Raw genomic sequence first — 16872 nt, 5'->3', positions numbered from 1 at the left:
CTGCCGAGCGGGCAGGCTGCGATGACGATGCGGTCGTCGACGCCGTGCGCGGAGTGCACCGGCACCTGGCGGCCGCCCTTGGCGCGCATGCGCCGTCGTTCGGGAGGTGCTGATCAGCTGGTCAAAGCGGGTTGACGGGGCTTCAGGTTCAGTTGTTGGGCCGTCGCCTGGTCGGCGTAGTGCTTCTCCTCGAACTCGATGGGGCTGAGCCAGCCGAGCCGTTCCTGGATGCGGCGGCTCTTGTAGAAGCCGTCGATGTACTCGAAGAGCGCGAGGTTGGCCTCGGCCCGGGTGGCGAAGACGCGGCCGCGGACGCACTCGGTCTTGATGAGCATCCACAAATTTTCCGCGAGGGCGTTATCGTACGAGTCCCCGACCGATCCCATGGATGCTTCAATTCCCGCTCGCAGCAGGCGAGTTGTGAGCTTGATAGACGTGTATTGACAGCCGTGGTCGGCATGGTGAATGAGCTGCCCGGGCTCGACCTCCCGGCTGGCCAGTGCGTACTCCAGCGAGGACAGGACCAGGTCGGCGTCCGCCCGGGCGGAGGTCTCCCAGGCCACCACGCGGCGGGAGAACGCGTCCCGGATCGCCGAGAGCCACAGCGTTCCCTCGCCGGTAGGGATCATCGTGAGGTCGGTGACCCACAGCCGGTTCGGCGCGGGCGCGGTGAAGTCCCTGTTGACCAGGTCCGGGGCGGGGGTGGCCTTCGGGTCGCGGCGGGTGAAGCCCCCTCGGCGCGGGCTGAGGCCCGCGAGGTCGGCCTCGCCCCTCAGCCGCTCGACCCGCTTGCGGCCCACGGACACGCCTCCGCGTCTGAGGACGGCGTGCACGCGCGGCGAGCCGTAGATCCCGCCAGAATCCTTGTGGATCGCCCGGATCTGCTCGGTCAGCTCCGCGTCCCGGCGCTTGTGTTCGCAGGGCTCCTTCTCGGCGCGGCGCCACCGGTAGTACGTGGACGAAGCGATGTGCAGTTCCCGAAGTACGCACTCGACCCCCAGGTGCGGATGCTCGTCAACGAGCGCGGTCACCTGGGCCGGGTCGGGTCGAGTTGCGCCGCGAAAAAAGCCGACGCCGTCCGCAGCACCTCGTTCGCCCGCTTGAGCTGGGCGTTCTCCTTGCGCAGGGCCGTGAGTTCCGCGCGCTCGTCGGTGGTGAGGCGGTCGTCGCGCTCGCCGGCGTCCGCCTCGGCCTGCCGGATCCAGCCGCGCAGGGCCTCCGGGTGCACACCGAGCTCGCCGGCGAGGCGCTTGATCTGCGGCTTCGGGTCGGAGGTGCGGTACATCCGCACCGCACGCTCACGCAACTCAAGCGGGTATTTCCTGGGGGCGGCCATGGTCGATGTTCCTCTCATGAGTCCCATCTGACCCTCTGTCAACTCACTCCTCATCCCGGGGGAACCTCAGAGCCGCTCCTGCTCACGCGTACGCTGAACTGCCCCCCGAAGGTTGCGGACACCGTGGCACCGGTGGGCAGCGGTACAGCTGAGGTCAGCCCGCCGGTGATGATGAGGTCGCCCGGCTCGAGTCGGCCACCGTGGGCAGCCAGTTCGGTCGCGAGCCAGGCCACCGCGTCCGCGGGATGGCCCATCGCGGCCGCACCCGTCGCTTCGGCGACCGGCCGGCCATCGCACGCCAGCACGACACGCATACCTGTGAGGTCGCCGTACCCCTTCAGCACCGGTCCGACCACCACATACGCGGCCGACGAGCCGTCAGCGGTGTTGTCCTCGATCCGAAATCTGTAGTCGCGCCACACCGGATCAACGACCTCGAGCGCGGCCCGAGTCTGCGCGCAGGCTGCCAGCACCTGTTCTCGCGTCGCCCCCGCAGAAACCGGTTCCGCCAGGATGACGGCGATCTCCGGTTCGACCCGCGGCTGCACGACCCCGTCACCGACGATGTCCCCGTCGCGCAGCAACATGCGGTCGGTGAGCGGTGCGAAGTTCGGTCGGTCAACGCCCATCTGCTCGCGCATCGCGAGCGATGTGTAACCGAGCTTCCAGCCGATCCGCCGCTCCCCACGCTCCACCCGAGCGGACAGAACGCTCGCTTGGATCGCGTACGCCTCGTCGAGACTCAGCGACGCCTGATCGGAGATCGGGTCCAGCAGCCAACCACTGCGCCGCGCCTTGACGATCGCATCGGCCCAGTACCGCACATTTACGTCAAGCACCAGCTCACTCCGGGGATCGATATCGTCCAACGCCTAAGCCGTACGCGCCTCCCCGATGGGTGGTGCCGCAGCCGCCGCACCGCTTTCGGCGATCAGCCGGTCCTGTGCGGTGCTCCCACCGGAGACGCCGACCGCCCCGACCAGCTCTCCGTCGACGGTGACGGGCACGCCGCCACCGAAGACCACGAGACGATCGATCTTCACGATGCCGTGCAACAAGGCCGGCTCGTCCTTGATGAGGTCGAACCAGTCATGCGTTGGCGGGCCGAATGCCGCCACCGTGTATGCCTTGTCCTGAGCCAGCTGCCCCGACAGCAGTGGGGCTCCGTCCATCCGGCCGTACGCCAGCAGATGACCCATCCGGTCGACCACCGCGACGCACGCGGGCACACCGATCGACGTGGCCTCGGCCACCGCGGCGTCGACCGCGCTCCGGGCCGCCTTCAGACCGATGGTGCGGACGTTGATCAGCTCCGTCATGCTGCTCTCCTTCGCGTGCTCAGGCTGCCAGGAAGTCCGACACCAGCCGGTTGAACTCCGTGTTCCACTCGATCTGCGTCCAGTGACCGCACCGGCCGAAGACGTGTAGCCGCGACCGTTCGATGAGCTGGTGCAGCCGCAGCGACGTCTCCAGCGGGATCACCTTGTCGTCTCGCCCGTGCACGACGAGCGTCTCGTGCGGCAGCTGCGCGATCTCATCATCCGGTGTCGCGAGTGCGTCCACCCAGCGCTGCCGCGGCGCCGGAAACATCGATCCGAACGACTCCTGGAAGCCCGGCTGGATGCTGGCCCGGTAGCGCACCTCGGCGAGTTCGTCGGTCAGCAGCTCACGCGAGTGGGCGAACACGTCCAGGATGCGCCGCATATTGTCCAGCGACGGCTGATAACCCCAGACCGCATCGAGTCCCGGTGTGATCGGGAACGGCACGCCCACGCTGCCCATGAGCACCAGACGGTTCACCCGGCCGGAGTGCCTGGCCGCCACCCGCAGGGCGACCGCACCGCCGAAACTGTTGCCGACCAGCGAAACGCGCGGTAGTTCCATCGCGTCGAGGAACCCTACGAGCTGGTCGCCCCACGTCGACATGTCGTAGGTGACGCCGGCCGGGCGCTCGGTGTAGCCGAAGCCGACCATGTCGGGGGCGAGCACGCGAAACCGCTCGGCCAGCGCCGGCATCGTCAGCCGCCAGTTGGCATATGCCGTGACACCTGGCCCCGAACCGTGGACGAGCACCACGGGCACGCCCGAACCGGCCTCCAGGTAGTTGGTCCGGATACCATGTGCGACGACCGACGAGCCGATCTCAGGCCGCTGCGTCTCCACCGTCGTCATCTGCATCACCTCTTGATCAGCGGACTCTTGAGACCGCCGTTCGGCCTTGTCGGACTCGTCGAAGACGTCCTCGCGGTAGATGTCCCGCGGGATCAACCACTTGCTGTCAACATCGGGCTGACGTGAAGCTCGCTGCCCTCGTTACTGGGCTTGAGGCAGGAGGAGCAGCCATCGCAGCTTGGCCTCGATGTGCTGGGACCTGACCAGCGTCTCGTTCAGGAGCGGTTTCAGAGCGCGAATCCGCTGGTTCGATTGCTTGAGCGTGCCGACGATCTCCTTGGCGGGGGCTGCGGCATCGCCGGCCGCACCGGTCGCCCCACGAGCCGACCCGATGATCTCGCCCAGTGGGCGGTCGGCGCTGGCAAGAACGCCCCCAAGGGTCTGGAGCTCGCCGGCGAGCGTGCCGAGGCTCCCGCGAGCCTTCTCGAGCGATCCGATGGTGCCGACCACCTCGGGCAGCCCGTCACCGAGTGCGTCCTTGGCCGCCGGAAGTTCCAGGCTGGCCGCCAACGCCTCGTCGGTCGTAGCGTCGACCTTCTTGGCTTGGGCGACGCCGTCAGCGAAGATCTCTTCCGTCTTGTTCAGATCCCCCGTGACGATGAGGATCCCTGTGAGCGCGGCAAGAATGGCCCCCAACGCAATTGCCCAGGACAAGCGCAGCATTTCCGTCTCTTCCTCTCTTAGCGGGCCGGGTGGCCGGCTGACCTATTCGCCGTTCGTGCCCTGCAGCAGCCGCAACAGCGGCGAGGCAGGCCCGAGCCGTGCGGATTCGTCCTCGATCTTGGCCAGCTCGGCCGCGATGGCGTCCGCTGTCGGACCGAGAGCGCTCAAGTTCTTGTGAATGCTGTCGAGCTGGCTGCCGATCCCTTCCAGTTGCGTTGTGACGGACGAAACCGAGCCGCCAAGGCCGACAGCCACCGGACCTGCCTCCCGCGCACGGTCCGTGACTCCAGAGATCAGCTTGGGAAGCGGCTCGGCGGCACCGGCAACATTGCTGGTCCCCTTGTTCGCCGCCACGGCCAACGGAGCAAGCGCATCTGCTTTGTCCACCAGCGCGTCCAGGTCGTTGGACACACCGAGCAGCACCCGGATGCGCGCCCGGAGTTCGGTGTGCTTGGGCACCAGCTCCGCGCTGATCCGGTCGAACTCGCCGGCGGAGAAGATGATGTTCTTGGCGAGCGCCGACGGTCGCCCGAGCGGATCAAGCAGATTGGGCACCCGGGGGACGTATGAATGAGAGACCACCAGGACCGTGGCGATTGTGCCCCCGAAGAGCAGGGTGAATGCCGTGAAAGCCTTCTTTGTGACCATCATCGCAGGCCACCTCCCAATAGATCCTTCAGAAGGTCCGCGTCGCCGCTCGTAGGCGTCCCACCCTCGCGGGCGGGTACGGCGGCCAGTTTGCGCTCGATCTCTGCCAGCTGTGCGTTGAGCTGCTGCACGAGACTGACTGTCCGCGCCATGTGCCCATCGACGTTCCCCACCACATGGTTGGCATCAACGGCGACGATGCGCAGGTCACCGGCAGCGCCCTTGAGAATCTCCGCTGTGCCCTGAAGTCGCTTGGCGATGCGCACGTCGCCCTTCCCCGCTGCACCGAGGCGCCGAACATCGGGCACCGTGGAACTCAATAGGTTGACGTCAGTAGCGGTCGCCTTATCCAGTGCAGCCAGTGTCTTGGCGAGTTCCTGAAGTTTGGCCCGGGCCACTCCCGGCGCCTTCATGTTCGCCCGGTCGGCGAAGAAGTCGTTCGCGGTGTGGAAGTCATCCACGATCTGGTCAGCGCTTGCTTGTACGACCCTCCCCTTTTGCAGGGTCTGCAGTGTGAGCGCCAGCAGGATGACCGCGCTGATCGCAGCCAGCCTGCCCACCCACTCGATGATGAGAGCGGACACAGTCGAGCCCGGCACCGCGGACATCGGAATGTCGCTACGCCGTTTCACTTGCACCTCCAGGGAGAACTGGTTTGTCGTACGCGGTCCGAAGAAGCGCCGCCACGCTCAGCCGGGCAACGACTTGTTGATCCGCTTCGCGGCTTCGACACTGGCGGCCACGTCGTCGACAAGGCTCTTGACAATCTTCAAGAGCTCGTTGCCCTGGCTGCCGAATGCCTGCGCGGATCCGACCAGCGCAAGAGTCTGCTTTCTCAGCCGCGTGAGCACCGACTCGACCTCAGAGAGCTTCGCCTCGCTCAGCTCCCCGCCCGCTCTCCCTGCGGTCACCGCGACTGCGACTGGCTTGACCGCCTGCTGAAGTTCGGTCAGAAGCGGTGCCAGCGCCTTGGTCTCAGCCAGTGCCTTATCGGCGGTCCCAGTGAGGGCGTCGAGCTGCTTGAGCCGCTTGGTTACCCGGTCGTTGACTGTCACGATGGACTGTGAGACCTGCAGGGTGGCCTGGTTGGCCTGCTCCTGAGTGTCGAGCCGCGTGTTGAGGCGGCTCAGCGTGATCGCCAATGTCGCCACGACACCGAGCGCGACGATCGCGAACACTGCCCGTGCGGGTCCTGAGGGACGTCCGAAGAGCATGTCTGTGCCTTTCCTATTCGGATCCGGACACGTGATCCGCTGAGTCGTCGGCCGAGGTGCGAGCACGGTGTACGTCTCCTCCCGTGCTGCGCCCCTCGGCCAGGATCTGGAGCATGCTGGCTCGTGCGGCTGCAACCGCGTCTGCCGCGCGCCCTACCGGCCCGCCAATCGCCCTGAGCCTGGCCTCGAGCGCACCGATGGACGCGAGCATCTTCCGCACTTCCGCGTTCGAGCTGTCCAGGATTCCCTGCACGTCGCCGCGCACCTGATCGACCAGCGTGGCCAGCCCGCGGTCGACCTTCGCCACGGTGCCGCGCACCTGCGCCAACGACGCGTCCACCTGGTCGAGCGAGTCGAGCGCGGCAAGAGTGCCCTTCTCGAGCTCCACGACTTGGGCGAGTTGGGGGTTGTAGTTATTGGCGTGCACGACCGCCTGATCGAGTCGATCGGGAGTGACGACAAGATTGGCTACCCGCGGTACGAGGTAGAGCGATGCGGGAAGAAGCGCGAGGACCAGCAGTCCACGCCCTATCCGCACACCAGTGGGCACCGCCGCATGGTCTGCGGCCCGGCCGGCCGGAAACGTGACGCCGTGCCGCGTCGCAATTGTGGTGGTCTTCATTCCGGCTTCCTCTCACCGTCACTCGGCGATGGACAACAGGGCGATGAGTTGAAGCGACGTCACCGTGTGGGTGAGCAAGCCCTTGACGATAAGCCGGTGCCGGGCAATCTCGCCGAGAACGCGAAGACCGCGCTTGGTGAAGAAGCCGACCGGGATAAGGCCGGAACCCACCATCTTGAGCTGTGACACGTCGAGAATCTGGTCGACGGTAGCCTTCACCAGCACACTGGGACGGCCGACGAGATCGTTGTAGATCACGGCCTCATCCGTCCCGAACACGATCGTGGCGGTGCTGTCAGTGTCCTTGCTGTACACAGCCACCGGCCGCGGCATACGCCAAGCTATCTTCACCCGCTCCGGGAACTTCTCGAAATTCTGTGTCAGCAGCGTTCCCAGAATGTTGGCGAGACCATTTGAGAGGTCACCGTCGTAGAGGGAGACGCCATAGGTCTTCTCTGTCGTTTTCATCGCTGGTACCTCGTGGAGAGTTGTTGCGCGATTGGGGGCAGCAGGCCCTGCGCCCTGGGCCTAGCCATGAGTGGACAGCCCTGGGCCTAGCCATGAGTGGACACCGAGGTTGCGCATGTCGAGCGGAAGCAGATCTCACAGCACCCGCCGGTGCGACTGCACCGGCGGGTGCAATGAGGGTCCGGCGACGTCGACGAATCCCCGTGTCTACTAGCGGAATCCGGCTGCTCAGATGTCCCAGTCCGTCGGGACGTCGCCCCATGCGGCGAGGAAGCCGTTGAACGCTCCCCCATTCTCGATCGCCGCCGACATCGGTCCCTTGACGAACTTGATCCGGCCGGCCATCAGGGCCGTCCCGCCCTCGATCTTGCCCTCAGCCACCTCGCGCCACGTCGCGATGTCCGCGTGGATCTTCAGCCAGAGGTCCGACTCGTCGTACTGCGCCGGCCCCCAGGCCGCGACCTGGCCTTCCTTCCACTCCACATGCGTGGGCAGGTCCCGGTCCGTGCAACCGAACTCCATCCTGTGCGTGAAGTTCTTCGGGTCCTTGAAACCCTGGTACATCCTCTCGCTCGCGTTGCACGCCTCAATCGCGGCCGCACACCATTCGGGCGAGAAGAACTTCAGCTCACCAGCCATGATCCCTCTCCGTTCTGCTTCACGTTGGTTGGGGCTTTTCATCTACCGGCGGGACTGCACTCGTCTCCCTGACCGGCCCGAGCCGGTCAGCCGACCGGCGTCGCGAGAGCCGCCTTTGCGTCGTCCTCGGCAGCCGCCGTGATCCTCGCGATCACGGCATTTGCGTCCACGCTGACCGGCGCCCGCTCGAACACCGGCGCAAAACCCTCGACCGCCGCAACGGCCCTGGGCCGCCACTCGTCGATCCAGGTAGCAAACTGGTCAGCATTCGCGGGAGTGTCGGCGATGGCGACACGCGCGAGTTCACCGGCCCATTCCCGATGCCACAGTGCGTCCTCGTTGAGCGAGAAGTGGATCTCACGCAGCATGGTGTCGCCGTTCGCCGCGGCCAGCGCTCCTGCCAGTTCCTCATTGAGCAACCGGTCGAGGTACGGCTTGATGACCAGGTTCAGCACGGTGAACGCCTTACCCCAGTCGTACTCGATCAGGGCCCGTTCGATCAGCTCCCGTATCGGCTGGAACGGGCCGGCATCCACCGGTGTCCGCCACGCCCCGTCCCTGCCGAAGCGCGCCATACGCAGCTCGCCGAGACATGCGGCATATTCCCCGAGGGCGATTGCCCCATTGTGGAATTTCGCGAGCTGCACCCACGCCGGATCCAGCCGCTCCGTGATCTTGGCCTTACCGAGCGCGTCCCGAACAGCGAATACCGAATCGTCCTTGACGAGCTGGTTCTGGACGTACTCCCGCTAGGTGTTCCGATAAGTCTCCTCCCAGTTCTTCCACGCCTCGTGGGGCAACCATGGAGAACCGCTGACGACCTCTGGATACACCTCTCGCTCGTCGACGTAGCGGAACTCCCAGTCCACCTTGCGGGCAACATCGAGCCACTCATCTCGCTGAAGTGCCATCAACAGCTTCTCTGTTCTGTTGCCGTAATCGGCCTGTCATGAGGACACAACTATGATGTGGCGCGGCGAGACGGCCCGGAGTTTGGCGTTCCTTATGGCGGAACACGAAAATGAGTCCGGTCGGATCTTCGTGATGGTCAAGTTGCGTATGGGCGGGGGCCTTGCTGGCGAGAAATGCCCAGCTCATAGGCATTCCCGCAGAGTTGAAGGATCTTCTATTCCCCGCAAGTACCAGGGTTGCCCTCCCCTGCCTGCGTTCCAGCCTGCGGAACAGAGAGGAAATCCGGCCTTCGGCGTGCGGACTCTGCAATGGGGGCGGAGTCGGCATCCGCCGCCCGACTCGTCGAATCCGAACCACAGGAGGTCAGCGTGGTCGCAAAGTCCCGACGTGCTGGACGGTCCCACGCCCGTCGTCGCGCCCGAGGGGAGACTATGTGGAAGGGCAGAGCCAGATATGCCGCCGTCGCCGGGCTGCTGGCCCTCACCAGCGTGGCAGATCCCGCGGCGCTCAGCATGGCCAGTCCACGTGACGTGACGTCCGGGCCCGGGCAGTTCAGCTTCTCGCACGGGGCCGATGGCAACCAACCGCTCCAGATGCCCGTGCCGCCTGTGGGGTCCGGGGTCGCAGCCATCTCGGCCCGCACTGCACCCGCCGGCCGGCAGATGCCACCCCTTCTGGCCTCGTTGGGCATTCCCGCCACGGTCCTTCGCGCTTACCGGGAGTCGGCCGAGACCGTCGCGACCAGCGACCCCTCGTGCCGGCTCTCCAGCGCGTTGCTCGCAGCGATCGGGAAAGTCGAGTCCGGGCACGCGCAGGGTGGCCACGTGAAGCGCGACGGTACGACGCGCGAGCCCATCCTCGGGCCCGCGCTGGACGGCAGGCCCGGGGTTGCAGCGATCTCTGACACAGACGCCGGATCCTACGACGGCGATCAGGTCTGGGACCACGCCGTCGGGCCGATGCAGTTCATCCCGTCGACTTGGGCACGCTGGCGTGCCGATGGCAATGGCGACGGCAGCTTCAACCCGCACAACGTCTTCGACGCCGCGCTCGCTGCCGGCAACTACCTCTGCGCTGGAAACAGAAACCTGCGCGACCCCGAGGACTTGGCTGCCGCCATCCTGGGCTACAACCGGTCGCAGCGGTACCTCTTCACCGTGCTCAGCTGGATGCGCGCGTACGACGGCGCCGCGGTCGCAGTTCCCGACGGCAACCTCTCCCCGAGGGGCAGTGGGCCGCAGACCGCTATGCCCTCGAGCGGAAACCCGACGGGCGAGGAGAGCGCCCCGCCCCCCGCCCGCAAGCCGGCACCCCCATCCAAGAAGCCGCCGAAGGCAGAACCGACGCCGCGCGAAAAGGGGCCGACACGAAACCAGGACCCGCCAAGGGACCATGAAATCCAGAAGGGCATCATCGAGGGAGTGCAGGACACCGTGGAAGGCACCACGTCCGTCGGCGATGCGCTGACAGGCGCGGCTTCCGGCGTGCCTCATCCGAGGTGATGTGGTTGCCGGTTCCAGCAGGAACCGAAAAGGCCTGAAGCCCCTGGTAGATCTTCGTCTTACCGAAGATCTACCAGGGGCTTCGCGTGATCGCCTACAGGCAGTTCCGGTGCTGCGTAATAGAGATGGTCCTAAAAGGCGCCGGACAACTACCGCTGGAGCAGCGGACTACGCACGCCACCATTGGCCTTGTCGGATTGGTCGAAGAAGTCCTCCCGGTAAACATCGCGGGAAAACAGCCTCTTGCGCATCAGGGTCTTCATAGCGGCATCCACCATGGGTGGCGGGCCGCATACGTAGCCGACGAAGCCACGACAGCGCTCGAAGTCAGAATCAAGGACGTCGGTCACGAGTCCAGTCGGCCCATCCCACTGCTCGTCGGAGAGACAGGGCCGGTAGGTGAACTGGTCGGGGTGCTCGGCTTCGAGCTGCCGGAAGAACTCGACGTCGTAGAGGTCACCGCGGGTCCGCGCCCCCTGATAGAGGTAGAGCTCCTGCTCGAGGCCCTCCTCCAAGACGTGGCGGATCATGGACTTGATGGGAGCAAGTCCGGTTCCGCCGGCAACCATGATGGCCGGCTCGGTTCGTTCGGTTCGGAGCATGAAGCGGCCGAACGGCCCCGAGAACCGGATGCGCTCACCCTCGTGGAGGTTCTTGAAGATCCAGCCGTCGGTCGCCCTACCTCCGGGGGTGCGCCGGACGTGCAGCTCGACGCGGTGTCGTTCGCTCGGCGGGTTCGCCATCGAGTACGTCCGCGTGACACCGGTCCCGGGAACGTGAACACTCACGTACTGACCGGCACTGAACTGGATCGGCTCATCCAGTTCGAGCATGAGCCGGCGCGTGTCTCGGGCACACTCCTCGATGCTGGTGAGAGTCGCTTCGAAATCGCGCACCGGATGGAACTCGAGACCGTCTTCGAGCTCTACGTCGCCTTCCACGGTCACGTCCGAGCGTGGCTGAGCGCAGCACAGCAGTGCCTTGCCCTCATCGCGCTCGAACTCCATCAGCGCGAATGTCGATGCCGCACCATGGTCCACATCGCCGTCGAGCACCTCGGCCTTGCACGTTCCGCAGGTCCCGTGCGTGCACGCGTGCGGGAGCCATACGCCCGCCCGCAGACAGGCATCGAGGATCGACTGATCTTCGCGGCATTCGATCTCGCGGCCGAGTGGCTCGACCATCACCTTGTATGTCGCGGACATCGAATCTCCTGGGATGTAGGCGTTTGGGTCCGGCCGCGCCGCTGACAACTGCAACGGCGCGGCCGGGGGGCGTGTCAGGTGAGGACGGTGGTGAAACGTTCGTTCATTTCGCGGCTGATGTAGAAGATGCCCTTTGCGAGCTGGTCCGGCGTCCAGGTGATGGTCGGGAAGTCGGGGTAGGTGATGTAACCGCCTGAGAAGACCTCGTTCCGGTTGCCCGACGGATCGAAGAAGTAGATCGTCTCGCCGCGGGTGATGCCGTGACGGGTCGGCCCCACGTCCACGGACACGTCGTCCATCGCGAACAGGTCGCCGGCGTGACGGATCTCGTTCCAGTCGTTGAGCCAGTAGGCGAAGTGGTGCAGCTTGCTGTTAGGGCCCTTGATGAACGCGATGTCGTGGGGGGTGTTCGTGCAGAACATCCACGAGCCGATCAGCTCGGCGTCGTCCTCCAGCCCGGTGACGACCCGCTCGGAGGGCTTGAAGTCGAGGCACTCGGCGAAGAAGCGCTCGAGCGTCCCCGGGTCCTCACAGGTGATGAGCGTGTGGTCGATACGAGGCACGCCGACGCCGACGAGGTGACGCGGGAATGGGTCGGGGTTGAGTGACCCGGTCTCCGTGCCGGCGAATTCGATCTCGGAGTACAACTCAAGCACGTGCTCCGACGGCAGCACGACGCGGATGCCGTCGCCCACGGAAAGGTTCTCGCCCTTGCTCATCCGCTCGGTGACCGCGCCGAAGGACTGGATGCGGTTTTCGAACTTTGCAATGTCGTCGGGTGTCTCGCACTTGTAGCCGAGCTTGACCAGCCCAACGCCGCCTTCCTCGAGGACGACCGAGTGGTGGTCGTACTCGTCCCACGCCTTGAGGAACAACTTGCCCGGCTCCTCGGCGACGACCCGCATCCCCAGGGTGTCGACGTAGTGCTTCCGGGACTCATCGAGGTCCGTGACACGCGTGTGCACGTACCCCAGTCGCATGACACCCATCAGTTCTTTCCCTTCTGTACGGAGGTGTTGCCGCTCGATTCCCCCTGAACTGCTGCCGCGAGGAACGGCGCGACGCAGCGCAGCCGGTCGTCCTCGCGGAGCCGGATCACCGAGTCGGCTACAGGGACCGCTCGGCAGGACAGACACACACCGGCGGCACGCTCGTCCGGAGTGAGAACCTCGGCGGACACCGTCACCGGGTAGTCGACCTCGCCCTCGACGAGGTCGACCTTGCAGATCCCGCAGCCGCCGCGCTTGCATCCGACGCGGTAGGCGTAACCGGAGCGGAAAAGCCCGCTGAGGATCGGCTCGCGATCGCGCAATTCCACGGTCACGTCCGCGCCGGCCACAGTCAGCCACGCCATGTCACACCTCGAATGTGAGCAGGCTCTTGTGCCCGACGCCGAGATCGGCAAGCGACTTGTGCGGCTCGGGCGACAAGGGCGCATCGTCAAGCTTCCACTCGCGAGCCGACCCCGACACGAAACCGGGGTCCGACGCTGCCCACGGCTCGACCATCCCGGCGATGAAGTCGGCCCACGTCATGCCCTTCGGCGCCCGGAAGCAGGCCGCCGCGCAGAACATCATGTTGTTCCGCCAGAGCAGGTGCACAAGCTGGTCGTCGCCGTACAGCTCCTGCCGGGAGCTCGAGGGGAACTCGTAGGGTCCGATCGATCGCACAGCCATGGTGATCAGCTCCCCTTCGTCGTCGAGGCGGCCGCCGGCTCGCTCGCGTGCCAGCGCTGCCAGTCGAGGTGGTCGAGGGACCCGGCGTACTCGCCGTTGTCACCGTCCTGGATGCCGTACCAGGCCAGGACTTCAGGCACCGAGGGGCCACCGCAGTTGCCCTGGTAGATCTGGTGTACCGGCATCCATGCCTGGACGTACTTCTCCGGCTCCCGGTCGAAGATCCACTTGCAGCCGTCGGAGCAGAAGTCGAACCGCTCGCCCTTGTAGTCGCTGTGGCGCTGGCAGATGGTCGTAGGGTCACCGGGTTCGGTGAACACCATGGGTATCTGGCAGGTCTGGCACAGCTGCGGCAGCCCCTGGAAAAAGAACCTCCCACCACCGTCGACGATCTCCTGGGCCTTGTCCCAGCGCGGCTTGTAGTGCCTGTTGAACGTGTCGGGGTACTGCTCGGCCAGCCACGCCTGCTCCCCGGCCTCGGGAACGGTGGTCGTGAACCCCGCGGCGAAGGAGAACGAATACAGCGTCCAGTAGACCTGGTGACTCAGCAGGTCCTTCTCCGCGATCGCGTGCTCGACGTGGCGCGGCGGCTTGATGCCGTAGAACTCCAGGTCCTTGAAGAGGCCGCCGAGCATCTGCTCCTCGAAGTAGAGCTCGAACGACTCCTTCCAGCTCATCACCTTTCGGGGAAGCATGTAGTCGAGCATTCCGGCGACGAGTGCGGTGACCCGGTACCCGCGCCAGAACCACTTGTCGATCCACTCCTGCACAATCGGGACGTTGTCCTCGTCCTGCTCGAGCACGAACTTGATGGCCTCGAGGCCGAGCGTCATGTGCCGGCTCTCGTCACTCTGCGCGGAGAAGCCAAAGGTCATTGACGGCAGGTCGCCGTTGAAGCTGGCACCGCTCATGAACGGGACGAAGAGCAGGTTGGTCAGCAGGTACTCGAACGAGAACCCGATCGCGATGAGGAACTCGAACGGCCCGGCCGAGATCGCGTCGTCGAAGAACGACTTCGGCACCGAGAGGTACCACACGCGGTCGTGCATCTTGTTCCACGAGTGCATGCCGCCGTAGTACTTGTTGTAGTTCGACAGCGTGTGGATCTCCGTCTGCGTGTGCCGCAGCTCGTCGATCGACTGGCACAGCGCGGCGAACCGCGGGCCCGGGCCGTTGAAGTGCCTGGCGAGATAGGCGAAGTGGCGGTGCGCCTGGTATTCCAGCGGCGTCACGCCCTGGAGGAACAGCTTCATCGCATTCAGGTAGCGGGCGTCCGAGAGGGTGAGGTGTCCCTGCGACTGCGAGAAGCCGTCGAGCACGGCGTAGAGCCGCTTGTCCTTCTCCGCCTGGTACTTGCAGTACGCGTCGATCGTGAGCCGGAACGGGTCCTCCCACTTCGACCAGTCGTGAATCTTGATGCCCTCGAACTTCGTGTGCGGGAACAGCTCGTCCTCGTTCACGTAGGACGGCGCCCAGTCGAGGTCACGGGTCAGCGCCGAGTAGCGCTGCTTCATGGAAAGCTTCTTCGTGTTGGCCATTGCTGGTCGGCTCCTCAGTGGTCCCACTTGATGACGATTTCGTCGTCATCCCACTCGGCGATATGGCCGTAGTACGAGACGATCGCAAGCTGGAACTCGTGAGTCTCCCACGGACGGCCGAGCAGGTCCTCGACGGTTTCCCTTCGGACGACCAGGCGTCCAGGGGCCTGGATCTTCACGAGTCCGGGCAGGTAGCTGACGGTGGCGTCCCGGTTGTCGCGCTCAATCGCCTCGACAACGCGACGGGTGTCGTCCGTCGACTCCTGAAGGTCGACGCCGACCTTGCGGACGCCGGCGGCAGGGGTGGTCATGCCATCTCCTCGGTGTTCGTTACGGCGTCCAGCGCGGCGGTGAGCTCCTCGGCCGTGCGCCGTACGGCGTCGACAGCGCCTGCGTCAATGGCTCCGTCGATGGCGCCGGCCACTGCGGTGGCGGCCTCGACGGCCTGCGGCAGGCGCGCGGCCACAATGGCGCCGAGTGCTGCGCGGTTGGCCGCACCATGCTGCTCGTCCGCGGCCCAGGCGGTGATCAGCGCGTCGATCCAGCGACGGTGGTCGGCGAACCAGGTGGTGAAATGCTGTGCCACGAGGCTGTACGTCCCGGCGCCGCCGAGCAGCGCGGCCTCGTCGAGGTGGCGGTACAGCAGCGGGTAGAGCAGCCGGTCGACGAGGTCGAACCCGATGACCCCGGTGGCCCAGTCCGGCTCGATGAGCAGTTCCTCCACCAGTCGGCGCAGGCCCTGCAGGCTGTCGTCGCCGACCCAGGCCTGCTTCGCGTCGGCGAGAGTATCCGCCGTGCCACCCGCGGCTGCGATGCCCACGCGGCTGAGCAGCTGTGCGTTGCCGATGCGGTCGAAGGCGGCGTACGACAGACACTGCTCCACGGTCGTGCCGTACGAAAACCTGGCGCCGTTCACGGTCACCAGCTGCGCGCCCGACTCGTAGTGGCGCAGGGGCACCATCAGCTGGGTCACCACCGTGCGCCAGCTCTCCGGAAGCCGGTCGAAAAGGTCGCGGCTCTCGACGTACTCCAGCGTCTTACCGAAGGCTTCGTGCAGCTGCGCTCGCGACGAGACATACGGCGCGTAGTAGTACTGCCGAGGGTCGGTGAAGGAGTATGGATCCGTCAGCTTCAGTGCGGAGTAGTCCTCGTCGTACAGCTCGTGTACGGGATCCCACAGGGGTCGATAGTGGAAATGCTCCGTCGCCTGAACGTCGATGGTGCCTTCCTCATACCGACTCGCCGGGCGGTCGCCGTACCGGTCGACGAGGTTCTGGAACGTCTTGCGCCGTGGCTCGATCACCTGCTGGCGTAGCTCGTACTGCACGGTTCCTCCTCGGGTTGACTGCGACTGTGCGCTCGCCCCAGCCGATCTGCAGCGGTCGTTCCGCAATGGGGAACGGGCCCGCTCAGCCGGCCCGCCTGGCGGCGACGTCTGAATCGGTCAAGAGCAGGAGGAGCAGCGTCTCCACCTCATCCGGGCTGGTCAGCTCGCGGGGCTGGCTGGTGCCCATTCCGTCGCCGAGTAGCCGGCCCATGGCACGGCCCCGGGTGAATCGCGTGACCACCCGTGCGCAGCGGTCGCGGTACCGCAGCCGGAATCCGAGCCAACCGTCGACGAGTTCGTCCTCGAGCGTGATCAGCTCCCCTCGGTCGGCGAGCACGGCGTTGGCCTCCGATACCAGCTGCTCGGCCAGCGACCTGATCAGCACTTGGTTGTCCGCCCCGATGCCCACGGGCTTCGGCACGCTGGGACTCGTCGTTGGCAGGGGCGCCTCATCGGGAGGTTCGCCGACGATGTCGGCCACACGGACCATGAAGGGCGTCATCGCGTTCTCCTCACCGCCAATCGGCGGCGGTGTCCCCGTCGCCAGCGATAGGGTGCACCGCTTCCCCCTGCACCGCTGCTGACGTTCCGCGGCGCGGAACACCGGTCGGGCGCCGAGGATCTCTACGGTCAGATGCGCGCTTGAGCCCCGTCAGGTGTTGACGACCGGCATTCGAGATGGAGCTGGTTGGCATGGCCGCTGCCGTGAACTGCGGTACGACCGCTGTCGGCAAGTCCTCCGAACCCGCTGTGGGGGACACCGGCGTGTCCAAGGCGAGCTGACCCGGTTGGGCACCGCCGTCTCGGCGGCCACCGTCCGCGTGGCGCGGCGCCAAGGTAAGGTCCCACCCGCGGCTAAGACGTCGTCTCATTTGGGATCGTAATCTTGAGGCATGACGATCGTGGAGCGGCTGGTCCCGGACGGGTTGTGGGAGTTGTTCCAGCGGGTG

22 protein-coding genes and 1 pseudogene are annotated in these 16872 nt (G+C 65.9%); 1 reads left to right on the top strand and 22 read right to left on the bottom strand.

Features of this window, described 5'->3' with window-relative positions; genetic code table 11:
• Positions 1–113: 113 nt before the first annotated feature.
• The 14 genes and pseudogenes from ABZV31_RS37550 to ABZV31_RS37485 all read right to left on the bottom strand — a co-directional run bounded on the left by ABZV31_RS37550 (position 114) and on the right by ABZV31_RS37485 (position 8673).
• Positions 114–1031, bottom strand: coding sequence for an IS3 family transposase (locus ABZV31_RS37550; protein ID WP_355901323.1), 918 nt, complete (start codon positions 1029–1031; stop codon positions 114–116).
• Entirely contained in the window at positions 1028–1336 is a 309-nt protein-coding gene (locus ABZV31_RS37545; RefSeq protein ID WP_355901322.1) for a transposase, read from the bottom strand. Before ABZV31_RS37545 ends, ABZV31_RS37550 begins: the two co-directional genes overlap by 4 nt.
• 50 nt (positions 1337–1386) lie before the next feature.
• On the bottom strand, positions 1387–2205 hold the full coding sequence (locus tag ABZV31_RS37540) for a fumarylacetoacetate hydrolase family protein (protein ID WP_355901321.1): 819 nt from the start codon (positions 2203–2205) through the stop codon (positions 1387–1389).
• Positions 2206–2208: 3 nt separating this feature from the next.
• Positions 2209–2655, bottom strand: coding sequence for a heme-binding protein (locus ABZV31_RS37535; RefSeq protein WP_355901320.1), 447 nt, complete (start codon positions 2653–2655; stop codon positions 2209–2211).
• A 19-nt stretch (positions 2656–2674) separates the two neighbouring features.
• Complete coding sequence (locus ABZV31_RS37530) at positions 2675–3604, bottom strand: alpha/beta hydrolase (protein WP_355901319.1); 930 nt, start codon at positions 3602–3604, stop codon at positions 2675–2677.
• Between the two features lie 45 nt (positions 3605–3649).
• A complete protein-coding gene (locus ABZV31_RS37525; protein ID WP_355901318.1) occupies positions 3650–4171 on the bottom strand; it encodes a hypothetical protein in 522 nt (173 codons plus the stop codon).
• A gap of 42 nt (positions 4172–4213) precedes the next feature.
• Positions 4214–4822, bottom strand: a complete 609-nt coding sequence (locus ABZV31_RS37520; protein WP_355901317.1) for a hypothetical protein — start codon at positions 4820–4822, stop codon at positions 4214–4216.
• Positions 4819–5451: a hypothetical protein gene (locus ABZV31_RS37515; protein WP_355901316.1), complete on the bottom strand. Its 633-nt coding sequence runs from the start codon at positions 5449–5451 to the stop codon at positions 4819–4821. Before ABZV31_RS37515 ends, ABZV31_RS37520 begins: the two co-directional genes overlap by 4 nt.
• Before the next feature lie 57 nt (positions 5452–5508).
• Positions 5509–5997 carry a hypothetical protein gene (locus tag ABZV31_RS37510; RefSeq protein ID WP_355901315.1) on the bottom strand — a complete coding sequence of 163 codons (489 nt, stop codon included), beginning with the start codon at positions 5995–5997 and terminating at the stop codon, positions 5509–5511.
• A gap of 49 nt (positions 5998–6046) precedes the next feature.
• Complete coding sequence (locus ABZV31_RS37505; protein WP_355901314.1) at positions 6047–6655, bottom strand: hypothetical protein; 609 nt, start codon at positions 6653–6655, stop codon at positions 6047–6049.
• Between the two features lie 18 nt (positions 6656–6673).
• The gene (locus tag ABZV31_RS37500; protein WP_355901313.1) at positions 6674–7123 is read right to left on the bottom strand and encodes a hypothetical protein; all 450 of its coding nucleotides are present in this window, start codon (positions 7121–7123) and stop codon (positions 6674–6676) included.
• 228 nt (positions 7124–7351) lie between these two features.
• Positions 7352–7762 carry an SCP2 sterol-binding domain-containing protein gene (locus ABZV31_RS37495; RefSeq protein ID WP_355901312.1) on the bottom strand — a complete coding sequence of 137 codons (411 nt, stop codon included), beginning with the start codon at positions 7760–7762 and terminating at the stop codon, positions 7352–7354.
• Between the two features lie 86 nt (positions 7763–7848).
• A pseudogene (locus tag ABZV31_RS37490) lies at positions 7849–8499 on the bottom strand (hypothetical protein); the annotation flags it as partial.
• Between the two features lie 12 nt (positions 8500–8511).
• Entirely contained in the window at positions 8512–8673 is a 162-nt protein-coding gene (locus tag ABZV31_RS37485) for a hypothetical protein (protein WP_355901311.1), read from the bottom strand.
• Between the two features lie 432 nt (positions 8674–9105).
• On the opposite strand from ABZV31_RS37485, the gene ABZV31_RS37480 reads away from it, so the two are divergent.
• On the top strand, positions 9106–10176 hold the full coding sequence (locus ABZV31_RS37480; RefSeq protein WP_355901310.1) for a lytic transglycosylase domain-containing protein: 1071 nt from the start codon (positions 9106–9108) through the stop codon (positions 10174–10176).
• Between the two features lie 149 nt (positions 10177–10325).
• Here ABZV31_RS37480 and ABZV31_RS37475 read toward each other — a convergent pair whose 3' ends face one another.
• From ABZV31_RS37475 to ABZV31_RS37440, 8 genes are all read right to left on the bottom strand, one after another.
• Entirely contained in the window at positions 10326–11381 is a 1056-nt protein-coding gene (locus ABZV31_RS37475) for a 2Fe-2S iron-sulfur cluster-binding protein (RefSeq protein WP_355901309.1), read from the bottom strand.
• 74 nt (positions 11382–11455) lie between these two features.
• On the bottom strand, positions 11456–12370 hold the full coding sequence (locus ABZV31_RS37470; RefSeq protein WP_355901308.1) for a catechol 2,3-dioxygenase: 915 nt from the start codon (positions 12368–12370) through the stop codon (positions 11456–11458).
• Complete coding sequence (locus tag ABZV31_RS37465) at positions 12370–12735, bottom strand: 2Fe-2S iron-sulfur cluster-binding protein (protein ID WP_355901307.1); 366 nt, start codon at positions 12733–12735, stop codon at positions 12370–12372. Before ABZV31_RS37465 ends, ABZV31_RS37470 begins: the two co-directional genes overlap by 1 nt.
• A gap of 1 nt (position 12736) precedes the next feature.
• Positions 12737–13057, bottom strand: coding sequence for a phenol hydroxylase subunit P4 (locus ABZV31_RS37460; protein WP_355901306.1), 321 nt, complete (start codon positions 13055–13057; stop codon positions 12737–12739).
• Between the two features lie 5 nt (positions 13058–13062).
• Positions 13063–14595 carry a YHS domain-containing protein gene (locus tag ABZV31_RS37455; protein ID WP_355901305.1) on the bottom strand — a complete coding sequence of 511 codons (1533 nt, stop codon included), beginning with the start codon at positions 14593–14595 and terminating at the stop codon, positions 13063–13065.
• A 14-nt stretch (positions 14596–14609) separates the two neighbouring features.
• The gene (locus ABZV31_RS37450) at positions 14610–14906 is read right to left on the bottom strand and encodes an MmoB/DmpM family protein (protein WP_355901304.1); all 297 of its coding nucleotides are present in this window, start codon (positions 14904–14906) and stop codon (positions 14610–14612) included.
• Complete coding sequence (locus ABZV31_RS37445) at positions 14903–15922, bottom strand: hypothetical protein (protein ID WP_355901303.1); 1020 nt, start codon at positions 15920–15922, stop codon at positions 14903–14905. Before ABZV31_RS37445 ends, ABZV31_RS37450 begins: the two co-directional genes overlap by 4 nt.
• An 82-nt stretch (positions 15923–16004) precedes the next feature.
• Positions 16005–16403, bottom strand: a complete 399-nt coding sequence (locus tag ABZV31_RS37440) for a hypothetical protein (protein WP_355901302.1) — start codon at positions 16401–16403, stop codon at positions 16005–16007.
• Positions 16404–16872 lie beyond the last annotated feature (469 nt).

Source organism: Streptomyces sp. NPDC005202, from assembly GCF_040608235.1.
Lineage (GTDB): Bacteria > Actinomycetota > Actinomycetes > Streptomycetales > Streptomycetaceae > Streptomyces.
This window is presented reverse-complemented; position numbering and strand designations above follow the sequence as displayed.

Bases quoted from the DNA above. Each gene is read 5' to 3' on its own strand.
- ABZV31_RS37545 (WP_355901322.1), bottom strand. From the start codon at position 1,336: ATGGCCGCCCCCAGGAAATACCCGCTTGAGTTGCGTGAGCGTGCGGTG.
- ABZV31_RS37535 (WP_355901320.1), bottom strand. From the start codon at position 2,655: ATGACGGAGCTGATCAACGTCCGCACCATCGGTCTGAAGGCGGCCCGG.
- ABZV31_RS37525 (WP_355901318.1), bottom strand. From the start codon at position 4,171: ATGCTGCGCTTGTCCTGGGCAATTGCGTTGGGGGCCATTCTTGCCGCG.
- ABZV31_RS37520 (WP_355901317.1), bottom strand. From the start codon at position 4,822: ATGATGGTCACAAAGAAGGCTTTCACGGCATTCACCCTGCTCTTCGGG.
- ABZV31_RS37505 (WP_355901314.1), bottom strand. From the start codon at position 6,655: ATGAAGACCACCACAATTGCGACGCGGCACGGCGTCACGTTTCCGGCC.
- ABZV31_RS37500 (WP_355901313.1), bottom strand. From the start codon at position 7,123: ATGAAAACGACAGAGAAGACCTATGGCGTCTCCCTCTACGACGGTGAC.
- ABZV31_RS37495 (WP_355901312.1), bottom strand. From the start codon at position 7,762: ATGGCTGGTGAGCTGAAGTTCTTCTCGCCCGAATGGTGTGCGGCCGCG.
- ABZV31_RS37485 (WP_355901311.1), bottom strand. From the start codon at position 8,673: ATGGCACTTCAGCGAGATGAGTGGCTCGATGTTGCCCGCAAGGTGGAC.
- ABZV31_RS37480 (WP_355901310.1), top strand. From the start codon at position 9,106: ATGTGGAAGGGCAGAGCCAGATATGCCGCCGTCGCCGGGCTGCTGGCC.
- ABZV31_RS37475 (WP_355901309.1), bottom strand. From the start codon at position 11,381: ATGTCCGCGACATACAAGGTGATGGTCGAGCCACTCGGCCGCGAGATC.
- ABZV31_RS37470 (WP_355901308.1), bottom strand. From the start codon at position 12,370: ATGGGTGTCATGCGACTGGGGTACGTGCACACGCGTGTCACGGACCTC.
- ABZV31_RS37465 (WP_355901307.1), bottom strand. From the start codon at position 12,735: ATGGCGTGGCTGACTGTGGCCGGCGCGGACGTGACCGTGGAATTGCGC.
- ABZV31_RS37460 (WP_355901306.1), bottom strand. From the start codon at position 13,057: ATGGCTGTGCGATCGATCGGACCCTACGAGTTCCCCTCGAGCTCCCGG.
- ABZV31_RS37455 (WP_355901305.1), bottom strand. From the start codon at position 14,595: ATGGCCAACACGAAGAAGCTTTCCATGAAGCAGCGCTACTCGGCGCTG.
- ABZV31_RS37450 (WP_355901304.1), bottom strand. From the start codon at position 14,906: ATGACCACCCCTGCCGCCGGCGTCCGCAAGGTCGGCGTCGACCTTCAG.